The organism is Alteromonas nitratireducens, assembly GCF_040812025.1.
Lineage (GTDB): Bacteria > Pseudomonadota > Gammaproteobacteria > Enterobacterales > Alteromonadaceae > Alteromonas > Alteromonas nitratireducens.
Genome location: NZ_JBFNPK010000019.1, coordinates 42,276 through 63,298, shown reverse-complemented (window position 1 = coordinate 63,298; position 21,023 = coordinate 42,276). Strand labels below are relative to the sequence as shown.

Annotated in this window: 22 protein-coding genes; 12 read left to right on the top strand and 10 right to left on the bottom strand. The window is 54.2% G+C overall.

The genetic code is table 11. From position 1 onward, the window contains the following. The first annotated feature begins 19 nt into the window (after nucleotides 1-19). The 7 genes from eno to AB1N33_RS14465 all read left to right on the top strand — a co-directional run bounded on the left by eno (nucleotide 20) and on the right by AB1N33_RS14465 (nucleotide 8,407). On the top strand, nucleotides 20-1,312 hold the full coding sequence (gene eno / locus AB1N33_RS14495; protein WP_411272283.1) for a phosphopyruvate hydratase: 1,293 nt from the start codon (nucleotides 20-22) through the stop codon (nucleotides 1,310-1,312). A gap of 78 nt (nucleotides 1,313-1,390) precedes the next feature. Continuing rightward, nucleotides 1,391-2,068 carry a hypothetical protein gene (locus AB1N33_RS14490; protein ID WP_411272282.1) on the top strand — a complete coding sequence of 226 codons (678 nt, stop codon included), beginning with the start codon at nucleotides 1,391-1,393 and terminating at the stop codon, nucleotides 2,066-2,068. Nucleotides 2,069-2,327: 259 nt separating this feature from the next. After that, nucleotides 2,328-3,887 (top strand): 2-isopropylmalate synthase, encoded by a 1,560-nt coding sequence (gene leuA / locus AB1N33_RS14485; RefSeq protein ID WP_411272281.1) that lies wholly within the window; start codon nucleotides 2,328-2,330, stop codon nucleotides 3,885-3,887. Beyond that, nucleotides 3,888-4,988, top strand: a complete 1,101-nt coding sequence (gene leuB / locus AB1N33_RS14480) for a 3-isopropylmalate dehydrogenase (RefSeq protein WP_411272280.1) — start codon at nucleotides 3,888-3,890, stop codon at nucleotides 4,986-4,988. Between the two features lies 1 nt (nucleotide 4,989). Beyond that, nucleotides 4,990-6,390 (top strand): 3-isopropylmalate dehydratase large subunit, encoded by a 1,401-nt coding sequence (gene leuC / locus AB1N33_RS14475; protein ID WP_411272279.1) that lies wholly within the window; start codon nucleotides 4,990-4,992, stop codon nucleotides 6,388-6,390. 3 nt (nucleotides 6,391-6,393) lie between these two features. Then, on the top strand, nucleotides 6,394-6,993 hold the full coding sequence (gene leuD, locus AB1N33_RS14470) for a 3-isopropylmalate dehydratase small subunit (RefSeq protein ID WP_411272278.1): 600 nt from the start codon (nucleotides 6,394-6,396) through the stop codon (nucleotides 6,991-6,993). A 214-nt stretch (nucleotides 6,994-7,207) separates the two neighbouring features. Beyond that, nucleotides 7,208-8,407, top strand: coding sequence for an HD-GYP domain-containing protein (locus tag AB1N33_RS14465; protein ID WP_411272277.1), 1,200 nt, complete (start codon nucleotides 7,208-7,210; stop codon nucleotides 8,405-8,407). Between the two features lie 3 nt (nucleotides 8,408-8,410). Here the strand turns inward: AB1N33_RS14465 and AB1N33_RS14460 are convergent, their stop codons facing one another. Next, nucleotides 8,411-9,481 (bottom strand): general secretion pathway protein GspB, encoded by a 1,071-nt coding sequence (locus tag AB1N33_RS14460; protein WP_411272276.1) that lies wholly within the window; start codon nucleotides 9,479-9,481, stop codon nucleotides 8,411-8,413. Next, on the bottom strand, nucleotides 9,474-10,385 hold the full coding sequence (locus tag AB1N33_RS14455) for an ExeA family protein (RefSeq protein WP_411272275.1): 912 nt from the start codon (nucleotides 10,383-10,385) through the stop codon (nucleotides 9,474-9,476). The genes AB1N33_RS14460 and AB1N33_RS14455 overlap by 8 nt, the downstream gene beginning before the upstream one ends. 139 nt (nucleotides 10,386-10,524) lie before the next feature. Between AB1N33_RS14455 and AB1N33_RS14450 the strand changes: the two genes are divergently transcribed. From AB1N33_RS14450 to hemW, 4 genes are read left to right on the top strand one after another with little or no spacing between them, the layout of a single operon-like run. After that, nucleotides 10,525-11,616, top strand: coding sequence for a tRNA nucleotidyltransferase/poly(A) polymerase-related protein (locus AB1N33_RS14450; RefSeq protein ID WP_411272274.1), 1,092 nt, complete (start codon nucleotides 10,525-10,527; stop codon nucleotides 11,614-11,616). Nucleotides 11,617-11,676: 60 nt separating this feature from the next. Beyond that, entirely contained in the window at nucleotides 11,677-12,879 is a 1,203-nt protein-coding gene (srmB, locus tag AB1N33_RS14445; RefSeq protein WP_411272273.1) for an ATP-dependent RNA helicase SrmB, read from the top strand. A gap of 15 nt (nucleotides 12,880-12,894) precedes the next feature. After that, nucleotides 12,895-13,497 (top strand): RdgB/HAM1 family non-canonical purine NTP pyrophosphatase, encoded by a 603-nt coding sequence (gene rdgB / locus AB1N33_RS14440; RefSeq protein WP_411272272.1) that lies wholly within the window; start codon nucleotides 12,895-12,897, stop codon nucleotides 13,495-13,497. Beyond that, on the top strand, nucleotides 13,490-14,629 hold the full coding sequence (hemW, locus tag AB1N33_RS14435; protein WP_411272271.1) for a radical SAM family heme chaperone HemW: 1,140 nt from the start codon (nucleotides 13,490-13,492) through the stop codon (nucleotides 14,627-14,629). The genes rdgB and hemW overlap by 8 nt, the downstream gene beginning before the upstream one ends. Here the strand turns inward: hemW and AB1N33_RS14430 are convergent. The 7 genes from AB1N33_RS14430 to AB1N33_RS14400 form a co-directional block, all read right to left on the bottom strand. Beyond that, the gene (locus tag AB1N33_RS14430; RefSeq protein WP_411272270.1) at nucleotides 14,626-15,429 is read right to left on the bottom strand and encodes a YggN family protein; all 804 of its coding nucleotides are present in this window, start codon (nucleotides 15,427-15,429) and stop codon (nucleotides 14,626-14,628) included. The genes hemW and AB1N33_RS14430 overlap by 4 nt on opposite strands. A gap of 83 nt (nucleotides 15,430-15,512) precedes the next feature. Next, complete coding sequence (locus AB1N33_RS14425) at nucleotides 15,513-16,013, bottom strand: PAS domain-containing protein (RefSeq protein WP_411272269.1); 501 nt, start codon at nucleotides 16,011-16,013, stop codon at nucleotides 15,513-15,515. Continuing rightward, a complete protein-coding gene (locus tag AB1N33_RS14420; RefSeq protein ID WP_411272268.1) occupies nucleotides 16,013-17,008 on the bottom strand; it encodes a response regulator in 996 nt (331 codons plus the stop codon). The genes AB1N33_RS14425 and AB1N33_RS14420 overlap by 1 nt, the downstream gene beginning before the upstream one ends. A gap of 250 nt (nucleotides 17,009-17,258) precedes the next feature. Continuing rightward, the gene (locus AB1N33_RS14415) at nucleotides 17,259-17,996 is read right to left on the bottom strand and encodes an LrgB family protein (protein WP_411272267.1); all 738 of its coding nucleotides are present in this window, start codon (nucleotides 17,994-17,996) and stop codon (nucleotides 17,259-17,261) included. Continuing rightward, on the bottom strand, nucleotides 17,993-18,364 hold the full coding sequence (locus AB1N33_RS14410; RefSeq protein ID WP_411272266.1) for a CidA/LrgA family protein: 372 nt from the start codon (nucleotides 18,362-18,364) through the stop codon (nucleotides 17,993-17,995). Before AB1N33_RS14410 ends, AB1N33_RS14415 begins: the two co-directional genes overlap by 4 nt. A gap of 71 nt (nucleotides 18,365-18,435) precedes the next feature. Continuing rightward, nucleotides 18,436-19,374, bottom strand: a complete 939-nt coding sequence (locus AB1N33_RS14405) for a LytR/AlgR family response regulator transcription factor (RefSeq protein WP_411272265.1) — start codon at nucleotides 19,372-19,374, stop codon at nucleotides 18,436-18,438. A 5-nt stretch (nucleotides 19,375-19,379) separates the two neighbouring features. Then, the gene (locus AB1N33_RS14400; protein ID WP_411272264.1) at nucleotides 19,380-19,700 is read right to left on the bottom strand and encodes a DUF3718 domain-containing protein; all 321 of its coding nucleotides are present in this window, start codon (nucleotides 19,698-19,700) and stop codon (nucleotides 19,380-19,382) included. A gap of 224 nt (nucleotides 19,701-19,924) precedes the next feature. On the opposite strand from AB1N33_RS14400, the gene AB1N33_RS14395 reads away from it, so the two are divergent. Continuing rightward, complete coding sequence (locus AB1N33_RS14395) at nucleotides 19,925-20,584, top strand: hypothetical protein (RefSeq protein WP_411272263.1); 660 nt, start codon at nucleotides 19,925-19,927, stop codon at nucleotides 20,582-20,584. Between the two features lie 25 nt (nucleotides 20,585-20,609). Here AB1N33_RS14395 and AB1N33_RS14390 read toward each other — a convergent pair whose 3' ends face one another. Further along, entirely contained in the window at nucleotides 20,610-20,939 is a 330-nt protein-coding gene (locus AB1N33_RS14390; protein WP_411272262.1) for a hypothetical protein, read from the bottom strand. Nucleotides 20,940-21,023: the final 84 nt, after the last annotated feature.

Genomic DNA, 21,023 nt, shown 5'->3' with positions numbered 1-21,023 from the left:
AACATATTGAGGAAAAACTATGGCGAAAATCAGTCGCATCATTGGTCGTGAGATCCTTGACTCACGCGGAAACCCCACCGTAGAAGCAGATGTCTATCTGGATAGCGGTGTGATGGGACGTGCAGCCGCACCATCAGGTGCGTCTACCGGTTCTCGCGAAGCACTGGAACTGCGCGATGGCGATAAATCCCGCTACCTGGGCAAAGGTGTTACCAAAGCCGTTGCTGCCATCAATAATGTTATTGCCCCTGCACTGCTGGGTCAGGATCCGGTTGAACAAGCCGCCATCGATGACACCATGATTAAGCTGGACGGCACAGAAAACAAAGAAACGCTGGGCGCCAACGCAATCCTGGCGGTGTCTCTGGCAGTAGCAAAAGCGGCCGCCGCAGAGAAGGGCGTCGCGCTTTACGAACACATCGCTGACCTCAACGGTACGCCGGGACAATACTCTATGCCAGTGCCAATGATGAACATCATCAACGGTGGTGAGCATGCCGACAATAACGTTGATATCCAGGAATTCATGGTTCAGCCGGTTGGCGCTGCGAGCTTCAAAGAAGCGCTGCGTATGGGTGCGGAGATTTTCCACAGCCTTAAAAAAGTGTTGTCAGCCAAAGGCCTTAATACCGCCGTTGGTGACGAGGGCGGTTTTGCCCCGAACCTGAGCTCTAATGCAGAAGCCCTGGCGGTCATTGTTGAAGCGGTAGAAAATGCTGGCTACAAAATGAATGAAGATGTCACGCTGGCGCTTGATTGTGCGAGTTCAGAGTTTTACAAAGACGGCCAGTATGTGTTGTCAGGCGAAGACAAAACCTTCGATTCGGAAGGCTTTGGGGATTACCTGGCAGAGCTGGTGCAGCGATATCCAATCGTGTCTATCGAAGACGGCCTGGATGAGAGTGACTGGGACGGCTGGGCATCGCTGACCAGGAAAATCGGCGACAAAGTACAGCTGGTCGGTGACGATTTGTTCGTAACCAACACCAAGATCCTTAAGCGCGGTATTGATAACGGCATTGGTAACTCAATCCTTATCAAGTTCAACCAGATTGGCTCGCTGACAGAAACACTCAATGCCATCAGCATGGCCAAAGAGGCCGGTTTCACTGCGGTAATTTCACACCGCAGCGGCGAGACCGAAGATGCTACCATCGCGGATCTGGCAGTAGGTACGGCTGCAGGCCAGATTAAAACAGGCTCTCTGTGCCGTTCAGATCGCGTTGCAAAATATAACCAGCTGCTGCGCATCGAGGAAGCACTCGGCTCGCAGGCGGTGTACCGCGGCCGCAGCGAAATTAAAGGTCAGTAAGACAAAAAAGGGGATAGCCGTAGCTATCCCCTTTTTTTACTGCTACGTTATGGCTATTTAGTCGTACACTGCAGCGCTATGCCCCAGGCTTCTGACAACCCGTCCACTCAGACCGATATTTTCGGCCATCAGAGTCTGTCTGAGGGCAACGGCCAGCCTATCGCCGAGCTTTGCAATGCGCTGTACGAACGCGAGCTTGCCAGCCTCGCGACCCACGGCCCTTCGCAAATCAGCCTGCTGCGTCGGCGCCTGAGCGGACTGCCCTATTATGTAAAACGGGCAGCCTACGAGCTTGCCCACCATCAGTCACCGCTTGAGGTCGATACTCATAATGCCAGCTGGCAGGCCAAACAGGCCGCGAAATGCCCCGGCAAACAGCCCGACAGCGATAAAACTGCAGACTGGTTCTCACAGTATGCCGCGCCTGGCCTGGTGGTTCCGGTGCTGATCACCCGCCTTGATAATGAGCATATCGAACTGGACTCTGTCGATCGGGTTGAACGCGACAGTCTGCGACTGCACACCAACAAATATGGCTGGTTTACGTTTAACGGTGCCCCTGAACAAACTGCGTCGGCTAATGAGCCCTCCCGCCAGTTAGTCAAACCGTCCAAAGCCACCATGACTGCCGCCTGCTGTGGACACAGCTGGAATCATAAAGGCCGCATCAGTCCCCGAGCGCTCAGCCTGCGCGAAATGATGTTGTCATTCGGGATTAACTGGAAAACGTTTCGCCTTAACCCGAAAAAAACCTGACTTGCAAGTTTCTCTACCCATCATCAGGCATTTTTATACCGAACATTGTAAACAAAGGTTGACCCCACAGACTTCCCCCGTTACATTGACTGTCACGAACTGGTCAGACAGTAACAAACAATTTATGCAGGCTACTTTTCTACTATCTATCCTTCTTCTTATGGCAGCAAGACTGCACGGGTAGATTGCGAGTAGCAAACAACACAAAAAACCCGTGCCCCGCACGGGTTTTTTTTTGACTGAATACAGAGAGAGCGCCATGACAAATCAGGTCAAAATCTTCGATACCACGCTCAGAGACGGTGAGCAGGCCTTACCGGCCAGTTTAAGTGCCAGGGAAAAACTTCAGATTGCGCTTGCGCTGGAACGTCTCGGTGTGGACATTATCGAAGCCGGTTTTCCGGTATCGTCGCCTGGTGATTTTCGCTCGGTACAGATGATTGCCAAAGAAGTGAAAAATGCCACCGTCTGCGGGCTCTCCCGTGCCTTACCCGCGGACATCGACGCCTGTGGTGAGGCCCTGAAGGTGGCTGACCAGTTTCGTATTCATACCTTTATTGCCACCTCGGATATTCACGTTAACGCCAAACTGAGAAAGTCTCAGGACGAGATTGTTGAGATGGCTGTAGCGGCGGTAAAGCATGCGCGTCGCTACACTGACGATGTAGAGTTTTCCTGCGAGGATGCCGGACGCACGCATATTGACTACCTGTGCCGCATGGTAGAAGCCGCTATCACTGCGGGAGCGAGTACAGTTAACATTCCAGACACCGTCGGCTACACAACGCCAACAGAGTTTGGTGGCATTATCCGCACCCTGTTTGAGCGCGTTCCGAACATCGACAAAGCGACGATTTCGGTGCACTGCCATAATGATCTGGGTCTGGCGGTAGCCAACTCGCTGGCCGCGGTTGAACAAGGCGCGCGCCAGGTAGAGTGCACGATCAACGGGATTGGCGAACGGGCCGGTAATGCCGCGCTGGAAGAAATTGCCATGATCCTGAAAACCCGTCATGCCCTGCTCGGACTGGATACCCGCATCAACAGCACAGAAATTTCGCGGACCTCCAAACTGGTCAGCCAGTTATGTAACATGCCGGTGCAATCCAACAAAGCGATTGTCGGCGGCAATGCGTTCAGCCATTCCTCCGGCATCCATCAGGATGGCGTGCTGAAAGCCCAGAATACCTACGAAATCATGACGCCCGAAAGTGTCGGCATAAACAAAAACAACCTGAACCTTACCTCACGCTCCGGCCGGCATGTCATCAAACATCGTCTTACCGAGCTTGGCTATCAGCCTGACGATTATGATCTGGATGCGGTTTATGACGCATTTCTGAAGCTGGCAGACAAAAAAGGGCAGGTTTATGACTATGACCTTGAAGCGCTGCTGTTTTTTGATAAACAAAAGCATGACCATGCGCATTACCAGTTACTTTACTTACAGGCGACATCCGGGCGTGAAATTATTCCCAGCGCAACGGTGAAAATGCAGATTGGCGATGATGTCGTTACCCGCGCAGCAGTTGGTAACGGGCCGGTCGATGCCGCCTACAAAGCCATCATGGACATGATAGGTCATGAAGACATTGACGTGGTCGACTTCAAACTCGACTCCAAGGGCGAAGGTGCCGATGCACTGGCCCAGGTCAGTGTCATCGCTGAATATAACCACCGCCGTTTCCATGGTATCGGCCTGGCAACCGACATTGTCGAGGCCGGCGTGAAAGCGCTGATTTTCGTACTTAACAACACTCACCTGGCTGATCAGATTGACAGGCAGCGAAACCAACAAGAACGTGTAGCAGGAGTTTAAATGAGCCAGTATTCAATTGCCGTGCTCGCCGGTGACGGCATCGGGCCGGAAGTCATGCAGGAAGCCAACAAGGTACTGGATGTTATCGAGCAGCAGTTTGGCCTGACCCTGTCCCGCACACCTTACGCGGTCGGCGGTTATGCCATTGACACCGAAGGCGAGGCCCTGCCGCCCGCTACCTTGCAGGGCTGTGAGCAGGCCGATGCCATTCTGTTTGGGTCTATCGGCGGCCCCAAATGGGATAACCTACCACTGGAACAACGACCGGAGCGTGCCGCCCTGCTGACCCTACGCAGCCACTTCGACCTGTTCAGTAATCTGCGCCCCGCGCGTATTTACCCTGGTCTGGAGTCGCTCTCGCCACTGCGCCTTGATATTGCCTCGGCTGGCGTTGATGTGCTGGTGGTACGGGAACTCACCAGTGGCATCTACTTTGGCCAGCCTAAGGGACGGGAGGGCAGCGGCGACGACGAGTTTGCGTTTGACACCATGCGTTACAGCCGTCGTGAGATCCAGCGCATTGCGGTAGCAGCGTTTGAAGCCGCGCGCAAACGCAAGGGCCATGTGACGTCCGTGGATAAAGCCAACGTGCTGTCTTGCAGTCGCCTGTGGCGCGAGGTCACCGAAGAGGTGGCGCTGTCTTACCCGGATGTCACGCTGGACCATATCTACATTGACAATGCCACCATGCAGCTCATGAAAAATCCCGCACAGTTCGACGTGATGCTGTGCTCGAACCTGTTCGGCGACATCATTTCTGACGAATGCGCCATGATGACCGGCTCAATGGGGTTGCTTCCCTCTGCCAGCATGAATGAAGATGGGTTCGGCCTGTTCGAGCCTGCCGGAGGATCGGCCCCCGACATCGCAGGCAAAGGCATTGCAAACCCTATTGCCCAGATCCTGTCAGCGTCTATGATGCTGCGTTACAGCCTGAATCAGCCCATTGCGGCCGATGCCATTGATGCCGCGGTCGTCGCGACACTGGCCAGGGGCGTGGTGACCGCAGAATTGCTGACCGCCGAGAATACGGGGCCAGCCGCAAGTACGTCTGAAGTCGGCGATGAAGTGGTTCGTCAGTTAAAAGCGCAGGAGAAGTAAGATGGCAAAAACCCTGTACGAAAAAGTCTTTCAGGCTCATGTTGTCGACCAGCTTGGCGATGACAGCCTGCTGTATATTGACCGGCACCTTATTCATGAGGTGACCTCACCACAGGCCTTTGCCGGCCTCAATGAAAAAGGCAGAAAAGTGCGCCGTCCGGATCGCACCATAGCCACGATGGATCACAGTATTTCCACACAGTCGCTGGCGCTGGACGCCTGTGGGCCGCAAAACGCGCTGCAGCTGACGACCCTGGCCAATAACTGCAAAGCGCACGGCATCACCCTGTTCCCGGTCGGTCACCAGAAACAGGGCATCGTGCATGTAATGGGGCCTGAACTCGGGCTGATCCTGCCGGGCATGACCGTGGTCTGCGGCGACTCCCATACCGCAACACATGGCGCTTTCGGGGCGCTTGCCTTTGGCATTGGCACCTCACAGGTCGAGCATGTCCTCGCCACACAAACGCTTAAACAGAGCCGCGCAAAAACCATGCTGGTAAATGTAGCGGGTACGCTGGCCGACGGGCTCACGGCCAAAGACATTATTCTTGCCATCATTGGCAAAATTGGTCATGCCGGCGCCACCGGGCATGTCATTGAATATGCGGGCGAAGCCATCAGAGGTCTGTCGATGGAAGCTCGCATGACCATTTGCAATATGAGCATTGAAGCCGGCGCCAAAGCCGGCATGATTGCCCCTGACGAGACTACCTTTGCTTACATCAAAGGCCGCGAATATGCGCCTGATGGTACGCTGTGGGACGAGGCGCTGGCCTACTGGCAGACCCTGCACAGTGATGATGACGCCACGTTCGACACCGTGGTTGAGCTGCATGCTGACGAGATTGCCCCGCAGGTGACCTGGGGAACCAACCCGGGTCAGGTAATTGGTGTGACATCGCCGGTTCCGTCACCGGATGATTTTGCCGACCCGATTGAACATGAAAGTGCGGTTAAGGCGCTGAAATACATGGGGCTGCAACCGGGAGACCGGCTTACTGATACGCCAGTGTCGCATGTGTTTATTGGTTCCTGCACCAACGGCCGCATCGAGGATTTACGCGCAGCAGCAGCGATAGCTGCCAAAGGTAAGGTAGCCGACTCGGTGACTGCCATTGTGGTGCCCGGATCCGGGGCGGTAAAACGTCAGGCCGAACAGGAGGGACTGGACAAAGTGTTTATCGAGGCAGGCTTTGAATGGCGGCTACCGGGCTGCTCTATGTGTCTTGGCATGAATGACGACTTGCTGCAGCCCGGCGATCGTTGTGCGTCTACCAGCAACCGGAACTTTGAAGGTCGTCAGGGACGAGGGGCACGCACCCACCTGGTCAGCCCGGCGATGGCAGCGGCAGCAGCGCTGAAAGGCCGTTTTGCAGATATCAGAGAATTCCAGGAGTAAGTAATGACAGGATTTACCCAGCATACCGGCACAGCCGCCCCGCTTGATCAGGCAAACGTCGATACCGACCAGATCATTCCGAAGCAGTTTCTGACCAGCGTAAGCCGCGCCGGTTTTGGCAAACACCTGTTTCATGACTGGCGTTATCTGGACACCGAAGAGAAGGTGCCTAACCCTGATTTCACGCTCAACAAACCCGACTATGCCGGTGCCAGTATTCTGCTGGCGCGCGAAAATTTTGGGTGTGGTTCAAGCCGTGAACACGCCCCCTGGGCACTGGCGGACTTCGGATTTAAGGTGATCATTGCAACCAGCTTTGCCGATATTTTTTACGGTAACTGCATTAACAATCAGTTACTGCCGGTTGCCCTGGCAAGCGCGGACATGGATACCCTGTTTGGTCTGGTAAAAAGCGCGCCAGATACCGCCATCACTGTAGACCTGGCTGAACAGACCGTTACCGCCGGCAACTGGCAGGCCAGCTTCGGGATTGCCGAACACCATAAGCAGAATCTGCTCAAAGGACTGGATGCTATTGGTCAAACTCTTGAGCTGACCGAGCGAATTGCAGAATTTGAACAACGCCAGCCCGCCTGGCTCTAGCGATCATTGCCGGTTACAAGGCACTGTAACCGGCATCACTTCCTGTCTGCTTAGCCTTAAGTTTACCTCCTCCTGTCATCGCATCGTGGTATACTTTCCTGTGTTTTTTTGACTATCATAAAGCAGTAAACAAGGACGAGGAATTTGCGCTCGTGAAATCCGGCAGGACCTTGATGCTACTGCCACCTGACCCTCTTTGCACACAGGAGAAACCATGCTGAAAAAGGTCGCAATCGATGAATTGATTCCGGGTATGTATGTTAACCAGGTACTCGAACAGACCGGACGTCTGAAAATGCGATCCAAAGGGCTGGTAAAAACTCAGTCGGTAATTGATGCTCTGAAAGCAAAAGGGATCCTGACGGTGGAGGTAGATCTTGATAAGTCCCGCCTGCCTGAATCTCAAGAAACCGCAAATGAGCCCAGGCCCGGGTCTGCCGCTGAATCGGCGCCAAAGGCAAAACGCACAAACCAGGAGGCGCTGAGTGAAGCCAGCGACCTGTATTCACAGGCTAAGTCCATTCAGAAAGGGTTTATTAATGCCCTGAACCGCGAAGCACCGAAAGACTTAAGTACCATGAGCGACCTTTCGGCCAGCCTGATGGACAGCGTGTTTGATAACAAAGACGCCATGTCATGCCTGACCATGATCAAGGATACTGACGCCTACCTGCTGGAACACTCTATCAACTGCAGCATCCTGATGGGCATGTTCACTGAACATCTCGGCTATGACCGCGAGACCATTGAAGAAGCCGCACTTGGCGCCCTGCTGATGGACGTTGGCATGTCTTCATTGCCTGAAGAGTTACGTATCACCAATGGCAAGTTGTCGGCGGCAGATATGGCCACGGTCAGAAGCCATGTGGAAGTGGGCCTCGATATGCTGGAACAGTGTGGTGACATCTCTGATCTGGTGCTTAACATTATCGAGCAGCATCATGAGCGCGTAGATGGTAGTGGCTACCCGAAAGGGCTGAGTGGCGAAGCGATTGAACCACTGGCAAGAGCCGCCGCCATTATCGACTCTTATGATGCAATGATCTCAAACCGTCCGCACAAACAAAGTATTACCCCGACCCAGGCACTGAAGCGCCTGACCAAAGAGAAAGGCCTCGATCAGGATTTGGTCAAACAGTTCGTGCAGTGTATCGGCGTTCATCCGGTCGGCTCACTGGTGCGCCTGGCCAGTGGCAAGCTGGGTATTGTGTCACATATCGGTGAAAACGATATGCTGAGCCCGGTAGTGATGACCTTCTACAGCACTAACGGCGACGGCGGTTACCGTGAGATTAAGCGGGTTGACCTGTCGCACAGTGACGATGAGATTGTGTCGGGGATCCGGCCCGAAGAGTTTAATATCAACCTCGGTAAATTCTTCCGCGAAGTGTTTATTCACCAGGTACCCGGCTAACCCTTACCAGTCAGTCAGGGCCGCCATCGTAAATAATTCTTCTTCAAACCCCAGCACCACCAGCTGGGGTTCAATGCTGACAATCTGCACCCGATCATCAATCCAGTCACCCTCACCCAGTTGTTTGCCGTTTACCCGTACCCAGCGATCTCGTTTTTTAGACGCATACATATGGGCACTAAAGTTCATTGTGGGTAACCGGGTCAGCAAACGCACCGGCAACTGATCCACACGCGGCAGGTTGTCATGAACCGTCACTTTCGGTTCCATGCTCTCACCGTCCTGCGCTTCATTGTCCAGCGCTTCAACCGCTTTATTGAATCTGGCCAGCAAGTCGGCCGACACTTTCACATCACTGTCCTGTGGCTGGTTCAGAATACGCCCCTCAACATCATCCGCGTTGGGCGCTGCATCGGAAGCGGATTGTTGCGCCACGGTCGTCGCCGCCGGCTCAGGCGTTGCCTTATCCTGACTGCCTTGTGCTTGCCCGGCCTGCACCACGGACTGCGTCTCTCCGGACAGCATGCCTGCGGCGTTATCCGGCTGCGGCTTCTGCAACGCCTCAGAAGGCGCTGCGGCGGACGACTGCACAGCCACCGGCGTCACTGTCGATTCGGTGGAAGACCCCGCGGTTTGCGGACCTGCGGCTTTCGGCCACCATAACGAATAGGTCGCCGCGGTAAAGCCAATACTCAGCCCGCCAAGAATAATCAGAGCAAAGACCAAGCTCTGGCGCAGGTACAGTTTCCACACCGACGGCAGGCTCTGCACGGTGGGTAAAAACAGACTGCGGTTAAACTGATCTGACAGCGTATGGTCAACCCGGGCGGTGGTGTCATGCTGACCGCGCAACAGCGCCTGAGTCTGGGTCCGATGTGTGACCGGTGTGGCAATTTCTACCGTTTGCTCAGGGTCCACCTCTACTTCCTGCACCCCCATTTCGGCCAGTCCCTGGACCATTGCTTCGCTGCTGACCAGGCCGGATTTTCGAATTTTAACCGGACCATTCTGACGGGTGATCTGAATAATCACCATGCCCGGCTTTACCTGCTCAATGCCGATACGCTCAGACATACAGCCTCCCGACACCATAGCCCACGGCAATCGCCACAATAAAGCTCAGCACCAGGGTCACCTTGCGCTGACTCTGGATACGCTGCGCCACCACATCCTCACCCAGGATCTGCTCCGCGGCAGCAATGAACATCGACTTTCTCACCACCGCGTACTGGCGGGTAAAAGACAGGGTCAGGGCGCGGTCACATAGCAGGTTAATGACACGCGGGATCCCGCCGGTTATCTGATGCACGGCTTTGAGGGTGTGTTTACTGAAAATGCTGATATCTCCGTTTGCCACCGACAGCCGGTGAGCAATGTAGGCAGAGACTTCAGGGGCTGTCAGCGGTAACAGGTGATACCGGGCTGTGATGCGTTGTGCCAGCTGACGAAGCTCATTACGCTTGAGCAATTGCTGTAACTCCGGCTGGCCAATCAGCACCACTTTGAGTAATTTTTCGCGGTTGGTTTCCAGGTTGGTCAGTAAGCGCAGTTGTTCGAGCACTTCCGGCATGAGGTGCTGCGCCTCATCCACCATTAGCACTGTGTTCAGGCCCGCCTGATGATTGTCAGCCAGTTTGGCCAGGATCCGATCGGTAAAATATTTCAGACTCGCTTTGTCTGCGTCGTAGCTCACCCCCAGTTCATCACAGACTGTGGCAAGCAGCTCCAGTGCCGATAGCGTCGGATTGAGGATCATTGCAACCTGGGTATTATCCGGTAACTGCTGCAACAGCTTACGCGACACGGTGGTCTTCCCCGTACCGACCTCTCCGGTCAGCATCACAAACCCACCACTTTCGCGCAATCCAAAGGTGAGGTGCGCCAGCGCCTCTTTGTGACGCGGGCTCATGTAAAGGTAATCCGGGTTGGGCGCAATCGAAAACGGGTTATCATTCAACCCGTAATAGTTGAGATACATGCACTGCCTGACTGGAATGAAATTAGTGTCTGGAAGTAAACTACCAGAGCCATGCAAGATGTCAAAACTTGCCAGCAATCTGTGTACAGGTAAGGCATAATTAACCCCGAAAATTCGCAATAAAGAGACTTTCAGCAACATGCAAACGTATTTGGTTGGCGGCGCCGTTCGAGATGAATTACTTGGCCGACAGGTGACTGAACGCGACTATGTGGTGGTTGGCGCCACCGAGCAGGAGATGCTTGACCGCGGTTTTACGCGGGTGGGTAGCGATTTCCCCGTCTTCCTGCATCCGCAGACCAAAGAAGAATACGCCCTGGCCCGTACCGAGCGTAAAAGTGGTAACGGCTACACCGGGTTTGTGTGCAATGCCTCGCCCGATGTCACGCTGGAGCAGGACTTACTACGCCGGGACCTGACGGTTAACGCCATGGCGCGCGATGAACATGGCGCACTTATCGACCCCTACCACGGCCTTGACGATCTGCATCAGCGTACGTTGCGCCATGTGTCCGGGGCGTTTGCAGAAGATCCGCTGCGGGTGTTCCGGGTTGCACGTTTCGCTGCACGGTATGCGCACCTGGGGTTTCAGGTACATGCCGACACCCTGTTGCTGATGCAAAAGATGGCTGCCGACGGTGAGCTTGCTCACCTCACGGCCGAGCGGGTATGGACCGAAACCCGTCGCAGCCTGATGGAAAACGATCCCGATGTGTATTTTCGTGTGCTTGCCGACAGCCAGGCCCTCACGGTGTGGTTCAGTGAGCTCCCACCGCCGCCTCACGCGGCGTATGATGCACTTCGTCGCTGTGGTTCGATGGCGTTACCGCTGGAAGCGCGGATGGCTGTGCTGTGTGCGACACTCAGCGTGGATGAGGCCACCCGGCTTTGTGCAAGGCTAAAAGCACCGAACACGGTATCTGCCCTCGCGGCACTGGTGGCCGCGCATTTGCCGCAGGTTTGTCAGTCGCGTCTGTCTGCCTGCGACGTGCTGACGCTGTTCAACCAGACCGACGCCTGGCGCAAGCCTGAACGATTTACTCTGCTGTTAAAAACCATCAGGTGCTACTGCCCCGATGCCCATACCGATTACCTGCAGTCCGCCCTTACCGCAGCGCAGGCCGTCGACGCTGGCGCTATTGCCAGACAGGGGCTGAAAGGCCCTGACATCAAAGCTGCCATTGCCAGCGCCCGGCACGATGCCATTGCAGACGTTATCGGTGAATTTTGAGCGGCATTCGCGCCGGTAAATGCTACAATACGCGCCATTAATGACAGGTAACGATTATTCATGACTTTCGAAGATCTCGAACTCGACGATGCAATTATCCAGGCGGTAACTGACCTGGGGTACAAACAACCCACCACCATTCAGTCTGAAGTGATCCCCGTGGCAATGGACGGTAAAGACGTGCTGGCCAGTGCCCCTACCGGAACCGGTAAAACAGCCGCATTCCTGCTGCCGGCCATTCAGTTTCTGCTCGACTTCCCGCGTCAGAATCCGGGTGCATCCCGTATTCTCATTCTGACACCAACGCGCGAACTCGCGCTGCAGGTGTATGAGCAGGCGCTGGCACTGACCAAACACACCGACCTGATTTGTGGTGTGATCACCGGTGGCATTAACTACGGCACAGACAAGGAAATCCTTAGCAAGCGACTGGATATTCTGGTAGCGACCCCGGGCCGGTTGTTTGAACACATTCAAAAGGAAGCGGCAGACTGTCGCGACATCGAATGTCTGATTTTGGATGAAGCCGACCGCATGCTGGACATGGGTTTTTCCGGCATTGTGAATCAGATTGCTGCCGAAGCACGCTGGCGCAAGCAAAACATGCTGTTTTCCGCCACGCTGGAAGGCACAGGTGTAATGACCTTCGCACGCGATATCCTCAAGGATCCTGAAGTTATCCAGGCCAGTCCGTCGCGTAAAGAAAGCAACAAGATCCACCAGTGGTACCATCTTGCCGACGATCTTGAGCACAAGCAGGCACTGCTGGAACACATTCTTAAACATCAGGCTAAAACGGCCATTGTGTTTGTTAAAACCCGCGATCGTCTGCAGGCGCTCAAAGACGAGCTGGCCCGGCGCGACATTCCGGTCTGCTGGTTACAGGGTGAAATGCCCCAGGACAAACGCATTGCAGCACTGGCCCGCTTTAAAAGCGGCGAGGTACCGGTACTGCTGGCGACCGACGTCGCGGCTCGCGGTATTGATGTTCCCAATGTCAGCCATGTCATCAATTTCGACATGCCGCGCACTGCCGACGTATATGTTCACCGTATTGGCCGCACCGGCCGCGCAGGCGCAAAGGGCACCGCTATCTCTCTGATTGAGGCACATGATATTGATATGGTCGGTAAAGTCAGCCGGTATACCGGCGACGTACTGAAGCCGCGCAAGATTGAAGGCCTGGAACCGAAGCATAAGGCTCCGAAGGCAGCGCCGAAGAAAAAGAAAGTGAAAAAGAAAACCGCGAAAAAGAAAAAGTAAGTAACAGGAGTCACTATGGCATTTCCTCAGAAGATTGTACTGGCTACCGGTAACCCGGGTAAGGTCAGAGAATTCGCCAGCCTGTTTGAGGCCTTTGACGTAGACATTGTGCCCCAGAAAAGTCTTGGCGTGAGTGACGCGGACGAGACCGGCACCACCTTTGTCGAGAATGCCATTATTAAGGCCCGCCATGCTGCCCGAGAAACCGGATTGCCTGCCATTGCTGACGATTCCGGTCTGGTGGTTGAGGCCCTGAAGGGCGCGCCGGGCATTTACTCTTCGCGGTTTGCCGGCGTCGGCGCCAGTGACGATGACAATATCGACAAGCTCCTGAGGGAGTTAGGCAGCACCCGCGAGCGTAACGCGCATTTCTTCTGCACGCTGGTATTTATGCGTCATGGCGACGATCCGGTTCCGCTGATGAGCCAGGGTCGCTGGAGCGGCCGTATTCTGACCGAGCGCAGTGGTGAGGGTGGCTTTGGCTATGATCCGGTATTTTACGTTCCCAGTGAGAACAAAACCGCTGCCGAGCTGGAAAAAGCCCGCAAGAATACGATCAGTCACCGCGGTCAGGCACTGCGCGCACTGCTTGAAACGATGAGACAAACCCTTGCGTAATCCACCGCTTGGTCTGTATGTGCATATTCCGTGGTGCGTACAGAAATGTCCGTATTGTGACTTTAACTCACACGGCGTGAAGTCAGCCATTCCTGAACAGGAATATATCGCTCACCTGCTCGACGATTTGGTCATTGACGCAAAACGCGTGCATGGCCGGACTGTGTCGACCATTTTCATTGGCGGCGGAACACCGAGTTTGTTCAGCGAAGCCGGTATGGCGCGCTTGCTTACCGGGATCCGCGAGCGGATTGATGTCGCCCCGGACGCTGAAATTACGATGGAAGCCAATCCCGGTACGCTCGAAGCCGGTCGCTTTGCAGGCTTTTATGATGCGGGCATTAACCGTATTTCCATTGGGATCCAGAGTTTCCAGCAACGTCATCTTAAACTGCTCGGCCGGATCCACGACGATGCCCAGGCGTTGTCGGCGATATCACAGGCAAAAGCCACCGGGTTACCGACCTTTAACGTCGACTTAATGCACGGTCTGCCGGATCAGAGCATCGACAATGCCATGGATGATCTGCACACCGCGATTGCTCAGGCGCCTTATCATTTGTCCTGGTATCAGTTAACGATCGAACCCAATACCGCCTTCTATTCGAAGCCGCCGGTGTTGCCTGACGACGATATTCTGTGGGAAATACAGGAGCAGGGTCACCGGGCGCTGGAACAGGCCGGGCTGCATCAGTATGAAATTTCGGCGTACGCACGACCGGGACACCAGTGCCAGCACAATTTAAATTACTGGCGCTTTGGCGACTATCTGGGAATTGGCTGTGGGGCGCACGGTAAGATTACCGACGCCGACACCCAGCGCATTTATCGCACGGTGAAAGTGAAGCACCCTCGTGGCTACATGGAACTCAGTCGTCCGTATCTGGACAGTGAAACACAGGTGGCGCAAGAGGACCTCGCCTTTGAGTTTTTTATGAACCGTTTCCGACTGACCGAGCCCTGCCCCAAAGCCGATTTTACCGCGCTGACCGGCGTGAGGCTTGACGAGGAACAGCTTCAGGCACTCAACAACGCAATAACCGATGGGCTGCTGACAGAGAATGAACGCAGCTGGCAGGTGACGGAGAAAGGCCGACGCTATCTGAATACGCTGCTAAGCGCCTTTGTTTAGGTGTCAGCCTTGTGTGACGTAATGATATTGAATTTCTGAAATGCCGGTACGCTCTCTCTGAGCTTCTCTTCGGCTTCATCCAGTTGCTTAAGCTTGTTACAGAACCACTGTGCTTTGTTGCGCAAACTGGTCGCTTTGGGCCCGACATCGCGGCCAAGCTGTTCGCCCATGGCTTCCAGCTGACGGGTCAGCTCGGCAACACGTTCGCTGTCGACTTCTGCCCCGTTCGTGTTAATGCCACTGATGGCAGACAGGATCCCGCCGATAGACGTGGAAATGGCCTCTTCCAGTTGCGCTTCTATTTCTGAGTCAACAAACTCATCAACACTTTCAAGCGATCCCGGACCAATAAAGTAGTGGTTGCTGGCGTGACGGAACTTATCCTTCACACGGTTCTGAACCCGCTCCATGGCTTTACGCAGTCGTTCATAACTGTCGTGGTCGCTGCCCACCAGCCCTAGGTAAACATGGTCAATGGTATCAATTGCAAGATCGACGCCCTCGGTCGCCAGCACAATCATTTTAGGCACCACGTAATGCAGGCCGCTGGCGTATTCCTGAAGCCAGACCTGCTGCTGTTCGTTAAGCTGTTGCCAGCGCCCCTCAACAAACAGCTGTGACTGATCGTTAATCTGCACCAGCGTCCGTGACTTTTCCATCACCCGAAGCTGGCTACTGTTGACTGACAACCCATAGGCAAAGTCGATGTCGCAGGTAAACTCGGCACGCGCGGCTGCCGGCCAGACCAACAGCAAACAGAAAGCGACCAGCGCGTGGGAGTAAGGAATACGCAATTTCATAGCAATATTGTGGACAGCTTGCAGGTAAATAGGAAGGTGTTATGAGTTTAATACCCAAAAAATCAGGTCGAAACCGTCGGGCGTTACACTCCGGTCTGCTGGCGTGATGCCCGCTCTAATTCTTCGCTGCGGGTAACCTGCAGGGCTTCGAGCTGTTTTTTACCAATCGCAATGTCCGTCATGTCATAAATCATCATGCTGATATGTTCCACCTTACCATTGGCAGACACCAGTGGCGAGAGAGTAATATTCTGATACATAAAGGATTCACTGCCGGTAATAGGCCGGTAATTCGGGAATTTAAACAGGTACGGGCGCTGCTCCCAGGTCATAAACGCACGGGTTTTCAGTTCGAATACCGGACGTGCTTTTTGTGCAAACCACTCTTCATTGATGGCAGGGAACAGCGAAAATAAGGGTTTGTCGCGCACATCACTGGGTAGCAGGCCGCTGTGGCTCTCCATAAAGCTGTTCCACACTTTTACCTGAAACTCACGATTCAGCACCACTATGCCAACGTCCACGCTTTGCAGCATGTCCATCATCCAGTGAAATTCCTGCAGGTCATCCAGCGGAGTCGACATTACATATCCTCCAGCAAATGGGCGAGTTTTGAGTTCATTGTCTGCATCGATTCTTCGGTAAACAGCAGGATAAGATCGCACTGCACATTATAGCCTTCGAGCCCGTAGCTCAGTTCGATGGCCAGCGTGCGTTTCCAGCGGATCCGGTTCATGGCAATAATTTCGGTAATTGCGCGGTGTTGTCCCAGTACAATCGGGTGGCCCTGACTAAAGTTAATGTCCATCTGTTCGGCCAGACCTGATAAACAGGTACCAATCAGAATGCTGGCCGCATCCATCAGCAGCTCCAGCTGCAGCTGATCATCAACCTCCTGGCTGATATTAAGGATTTTTGCGACATCATCGAAACTGGAGTCACTTAAGATACACAGCGCTTCACCGCGGATACCCGGCCCCAGGAAGCCCTGACACACGGCAGTCACCTCTTCATGACTTTCAATATCAGACAGCATCATATGCAGTTCGGATACTTCAATGAGGTTGACATTCGGAATCGGCAAACGGACGAAGACATTCATGATGCGCGCGAGGTGATCACCCGCCTGGCCCATCGCGATGTTGGTAATTTCCTGATAACAGTCACGAATATCCGGTGCCAGCAGACCTTCTTCGGTGGCAACGTCTTCTTGTGCGTCAAAAATCTTGTGCTTTTTCAGCACGTCGTGCAGCACATCGGGCTTCACGGGCTTCTGAATGAAATCAATGGCACCGAGTGACGTTACACGCTGATGGGCTTCAGGCTGGATATCACCGGAGATAACAATAACACGGGTGGCGTAACCGGCTTTTTTGATGGCTTCGAGGGTGGCATAGCCGTCCATCACAGGCATATTCAGGTCAAGTAACAATAACTGCCCCTTACCCTGCTCGATGGCTTCAATCGCTTCTTTTCCATGCTTGGCAAAATGCAGGGCAACTTCCCAGTCCTGGGGCAGACATTTTGCGACCTGTTTTCTTGCTACCAGTGAATCATCACACACTAACACTGAATACATGAAAAATTGCTACCATCCTGACGTTGAATACACGCTGCACCCGCAATGACTTTGCTCTGACAATGCAACGACATACGTTTCGCTCTGAGCATTGTATCGACCACACCGGCATAACCTGAAGCGGCGATAACTACCGGGTAATAAGACTAGCTGAAAAAAAGCCGTAACGTCATTAGCCAAAAGAACAAATTTCCTGCGTTACCCTTGGATAAATAGCAGTTCCTCTGCAAAATGCCATATCCATCAGGCACTATGCCAGCAGCAACGGAATAATAATTGCCGTCATAATGCCGTTTACACACAGCCCCAGTGTCGACATAGCACCCGCCTGCTCAGATAACTGTAGCGCTCTTGCGGTGCCGACAGCATGCGCCACTGATCCCAGCGCGATGCCTTTCGCATGCTCATCGGTGACACCGGTCAGACGAAATACCAGGTTACACGCCATCGCACCCACAATACCTGTAACAATAACAAACACCGCGGCCAGCTCGGGCACACCGCCAATCAGCCGGCTTGCCTCCATTGCCAGTGGTGTGGTGATGGACTTCAACAGCATGGTGAGCTGCATGGCGGTGGGAGCGTCAGCAATGAACAGGGACGTCCAGGCCAGGACCGGGGCGATGACCCCGCCGATCCCGATCGCCAGCGGCAGCCGCCAGCCAAGATGACGGATCTTCTGCCACTGGTTAAACATGGGTAACGCCAGCGCCACCGTGGCCGGTCCAAGCAGCCAGTGTAACAAACTGGCGTACTCACGATAGGCGGTCATCGGTGTCTGCGTCAGCGCTGTGACACCGCCAACCAGACAGGCTGTAACCACCAGCGGATGCAATAACGGGTTACCACGACTGGCCAGGTGAAGGCGTAATGCCAGCACATAGCAGGTTACGGTGACGAGTAGCCACAGGGCTCCCTGCAGACTGAACGTGTGACGTATAACATCAGGAAGCGGCGAAAAAACAGCATCAGTGAAGCCTGCACTCATTGCGGCTTCTCCGGCTTAGCGCGCAGAATTTTATCGGCAGATATGGCCGTGATGGCAAGACTGATAATGGTGGTGATAACGATACTGACAAACAGCGCCAGTGCGTGGGCCTGAATATCGCTCCAGTAAAGCGTTACACCCAGCACGGCGGGAACAAACAACAGCGACATGTGTTTTAACAGAGGGGCGCCGGCCAGCGCAACCGCTTCGGCGGGGCGTCCTCTCACTATCAGAAAAACCAGCAGTGTCATCAGCCCGATCAGCGCGGGCGGCAGAGGAATATGGGTCACGGCCACCACCGCGTTGCCGAAAAAGAAACACCCCAGAATGCCTGCCCAGCCCATCACATAGTGACGCAACGTCGACATGTTTTCTCCTGCTGATACACCATGATGCCAGTGTACAGCAGGTCTGCCTGCACAGCTACACGACCAATGTCTTACGCTTCGACAGGCTGCGGCGCCGACGTCGCCAGCGGATGGTGCTGCCAGTATGACGCGTAGCACCGGCGACTGATCTTGAGCTGCACGCCGTCATCCAGAACCGCCACCAGCATTCCGGGTGCAAGCCATTTCAGCGCTTTAACGTGTGCCGTATTGACCACCACTGAGCGGTTGCAGTGCACAAACTCGGCGCGCTCAAAGCGTCGGATCAGGGCGCTCATGGTGGAGCGAACAATAAGCTGCTCGTGTGTCGTGTGCAGACACATATAATCCCCCGCCGCCTCAATCCAGCGAACTTCTTCCGCCCCCAGACAACACCAGCCTCTACTGCTTTTAATGCCAACTTTATCTGGTGCACAACGAGCGCGATGCTGACGACGCAACAAGGCCGACAGCGCCGCCTCTCCCAGCCCGAACTGCCGGCACAGGCCTGAGGCCAGCGTACGATACTGTTGCCGTTTGCGCTGTGCAGAGAAACGGCGCAACAACAACGCGCAGCAGCGCTGCAGTGCATCGGAACACAAAGGGACATTTAAAAACCCCATGGCATGCAGTGAAAAGGCACTCAGGGCTTCCTCGTTAGAGGTCCCAAGAATAGTCCAGTTTGCATATTCACGGACATGATATTTAAGCCGTTCGGCGGTGGTCAGGTCGGTAAAAACAAACGCATCGGGATACTGCGCACTAGCCTCTTCCAGCGCTTTATATGTGTCACACTGAATCATACTGAGTCCGGGTTCACCGTGTCGCAGTTTGCTGCACAGCGGCGCCAGTGATGTAGTGTCCGGATAACAGAGCAGTATCGTCAGCGTCGCGGACTGCTCGCCGTCATTAGATTGTGCCGGGCTGACAGACCGTCCCGCCGGGACGGACCTAACAGCCCGTGGTGGCATAAACCCTGGCCCCGGTGGGAGGTCTGTGTTGCGAAACGTCATGATGGTTACCGGCTCGCTGTCATCTGATCTTTATTGCGCAAGGTGCGACGGACAATTAAATCGGCAGCGAACGTCGCGTTATGTCTGGTAGCAAACGACAGCATATCGTCGCCATTGCAGACCAGCCCTTCATTCAGATCGCGGAAGCTGAGACGGCTTTGCTTCACCGCTTTTCTGAGTGATTGCAGACTGTTGTCTTTAATGGCGTCACAGACCGCCACCAAATCGTTCTCAATCTGAACAGGATAAGTGTTAGCCATGGCGGGAACGGCAGCCAGCGTTGTTGCAAATGCACAGCCAAGTAATACAGTTTTGAACATTTTCATAGTCATTCTCCAGGACGGATGTTTAATGCGTGGCGATACCGCTGCCTTTTGTGAACGCATTGTTAACGTAGTGGAATTTATCGCCTGAATGCCCCACAATTCGGTCAACTCCCGTTATTTGAGATAGTGCGATAAAAAGACTATAACTTCAGATAACCAGACGCATGGACGTGACGTTGGTCGCAGCCTGCACACATTCAGACACATTTACACAAGGATGTCCCATGCTCGAGAGCCAGCCCTACCATCTGGTGCGTCGGCAGATGCAACCCGGCGACATTATTGCCTTTGGCGGAAACAGCCTGTTTTCACGCTGGACCAAACTCACTACCCGCTCTGCGGTTACCCATGTAGCCATTGTGATGCACACACAAATGCGCGACGAAACCAGCCAGCGGTATTTTAATCAGGTGATGGAAGCCACAGCTTACGACGGCAAGCGCGGCGTGATGATTAATCGGTTGAGTGAGCGCATTGCCAGTTATGACGGCGATATCTGGTGGCTGCCGCTGGCACCGGAGGCCCGGCAACAGTTCGACAGCAACCGCACGGCATTTTTTGACTTCATGTTTGCCCAGCACGGCAAGGAGTATGACGTGCTGCAGTTGTTTGGTTCTGCGGTCGATGTGATTGACGACCATCCGGTGTTCGGCCGGCTGAGCTACAACAATGAAGAGTTCAGCAGCTGGTTTTGTTCAGAGCTGGTGGCCGAAGGGCTGGAAACCGCAGGAATTGTGTCGGGCGTTAACGCCTCAGAGGTGACGCCGGTCGACATCTGCCGCTTTGCCATCTACAAAGGACGATACACACAATTAAAGGGCGATGCCAGACCCATCATCGGGTATAACACCCTGTTGGCGGACAACTGGGGGCAGATTGCCTGACTGCCCCATTTGTCGGTAATGCGAGTTAAAAAATGCTGTCCTGGTGAATGCGGATGAACAGCTTGGTACCCACCTTGCTGTAATCAATTTTGTATTCTTTGCCGTTGATGGTCTGAACAAACACCAGCGTTTTTTCATCGCCAAACACATCGGAGGCTGTCAGATCCACCAGCTCCATATCCATCATTTTGGCATCACGTTTGTTGTCCGGCACTTTGCCGTCATACTCTTTAATGCCTTTATAGGTAACCAGTACCGGCGGATGGTCATCGCCGTTTACCAGCAACAGGTCGAGTTTACGAATCTTGTGAATGATGGTGTTTCGACCACTTACCAGAAAGGGTCTTTCTGTCATTATTATCTCCGAGCTGGGAAGCCGTAGTCATGAATGTGATGACGGTATCAAATCCTGGCTAAGGTTGCACCGCCTACTCATTTG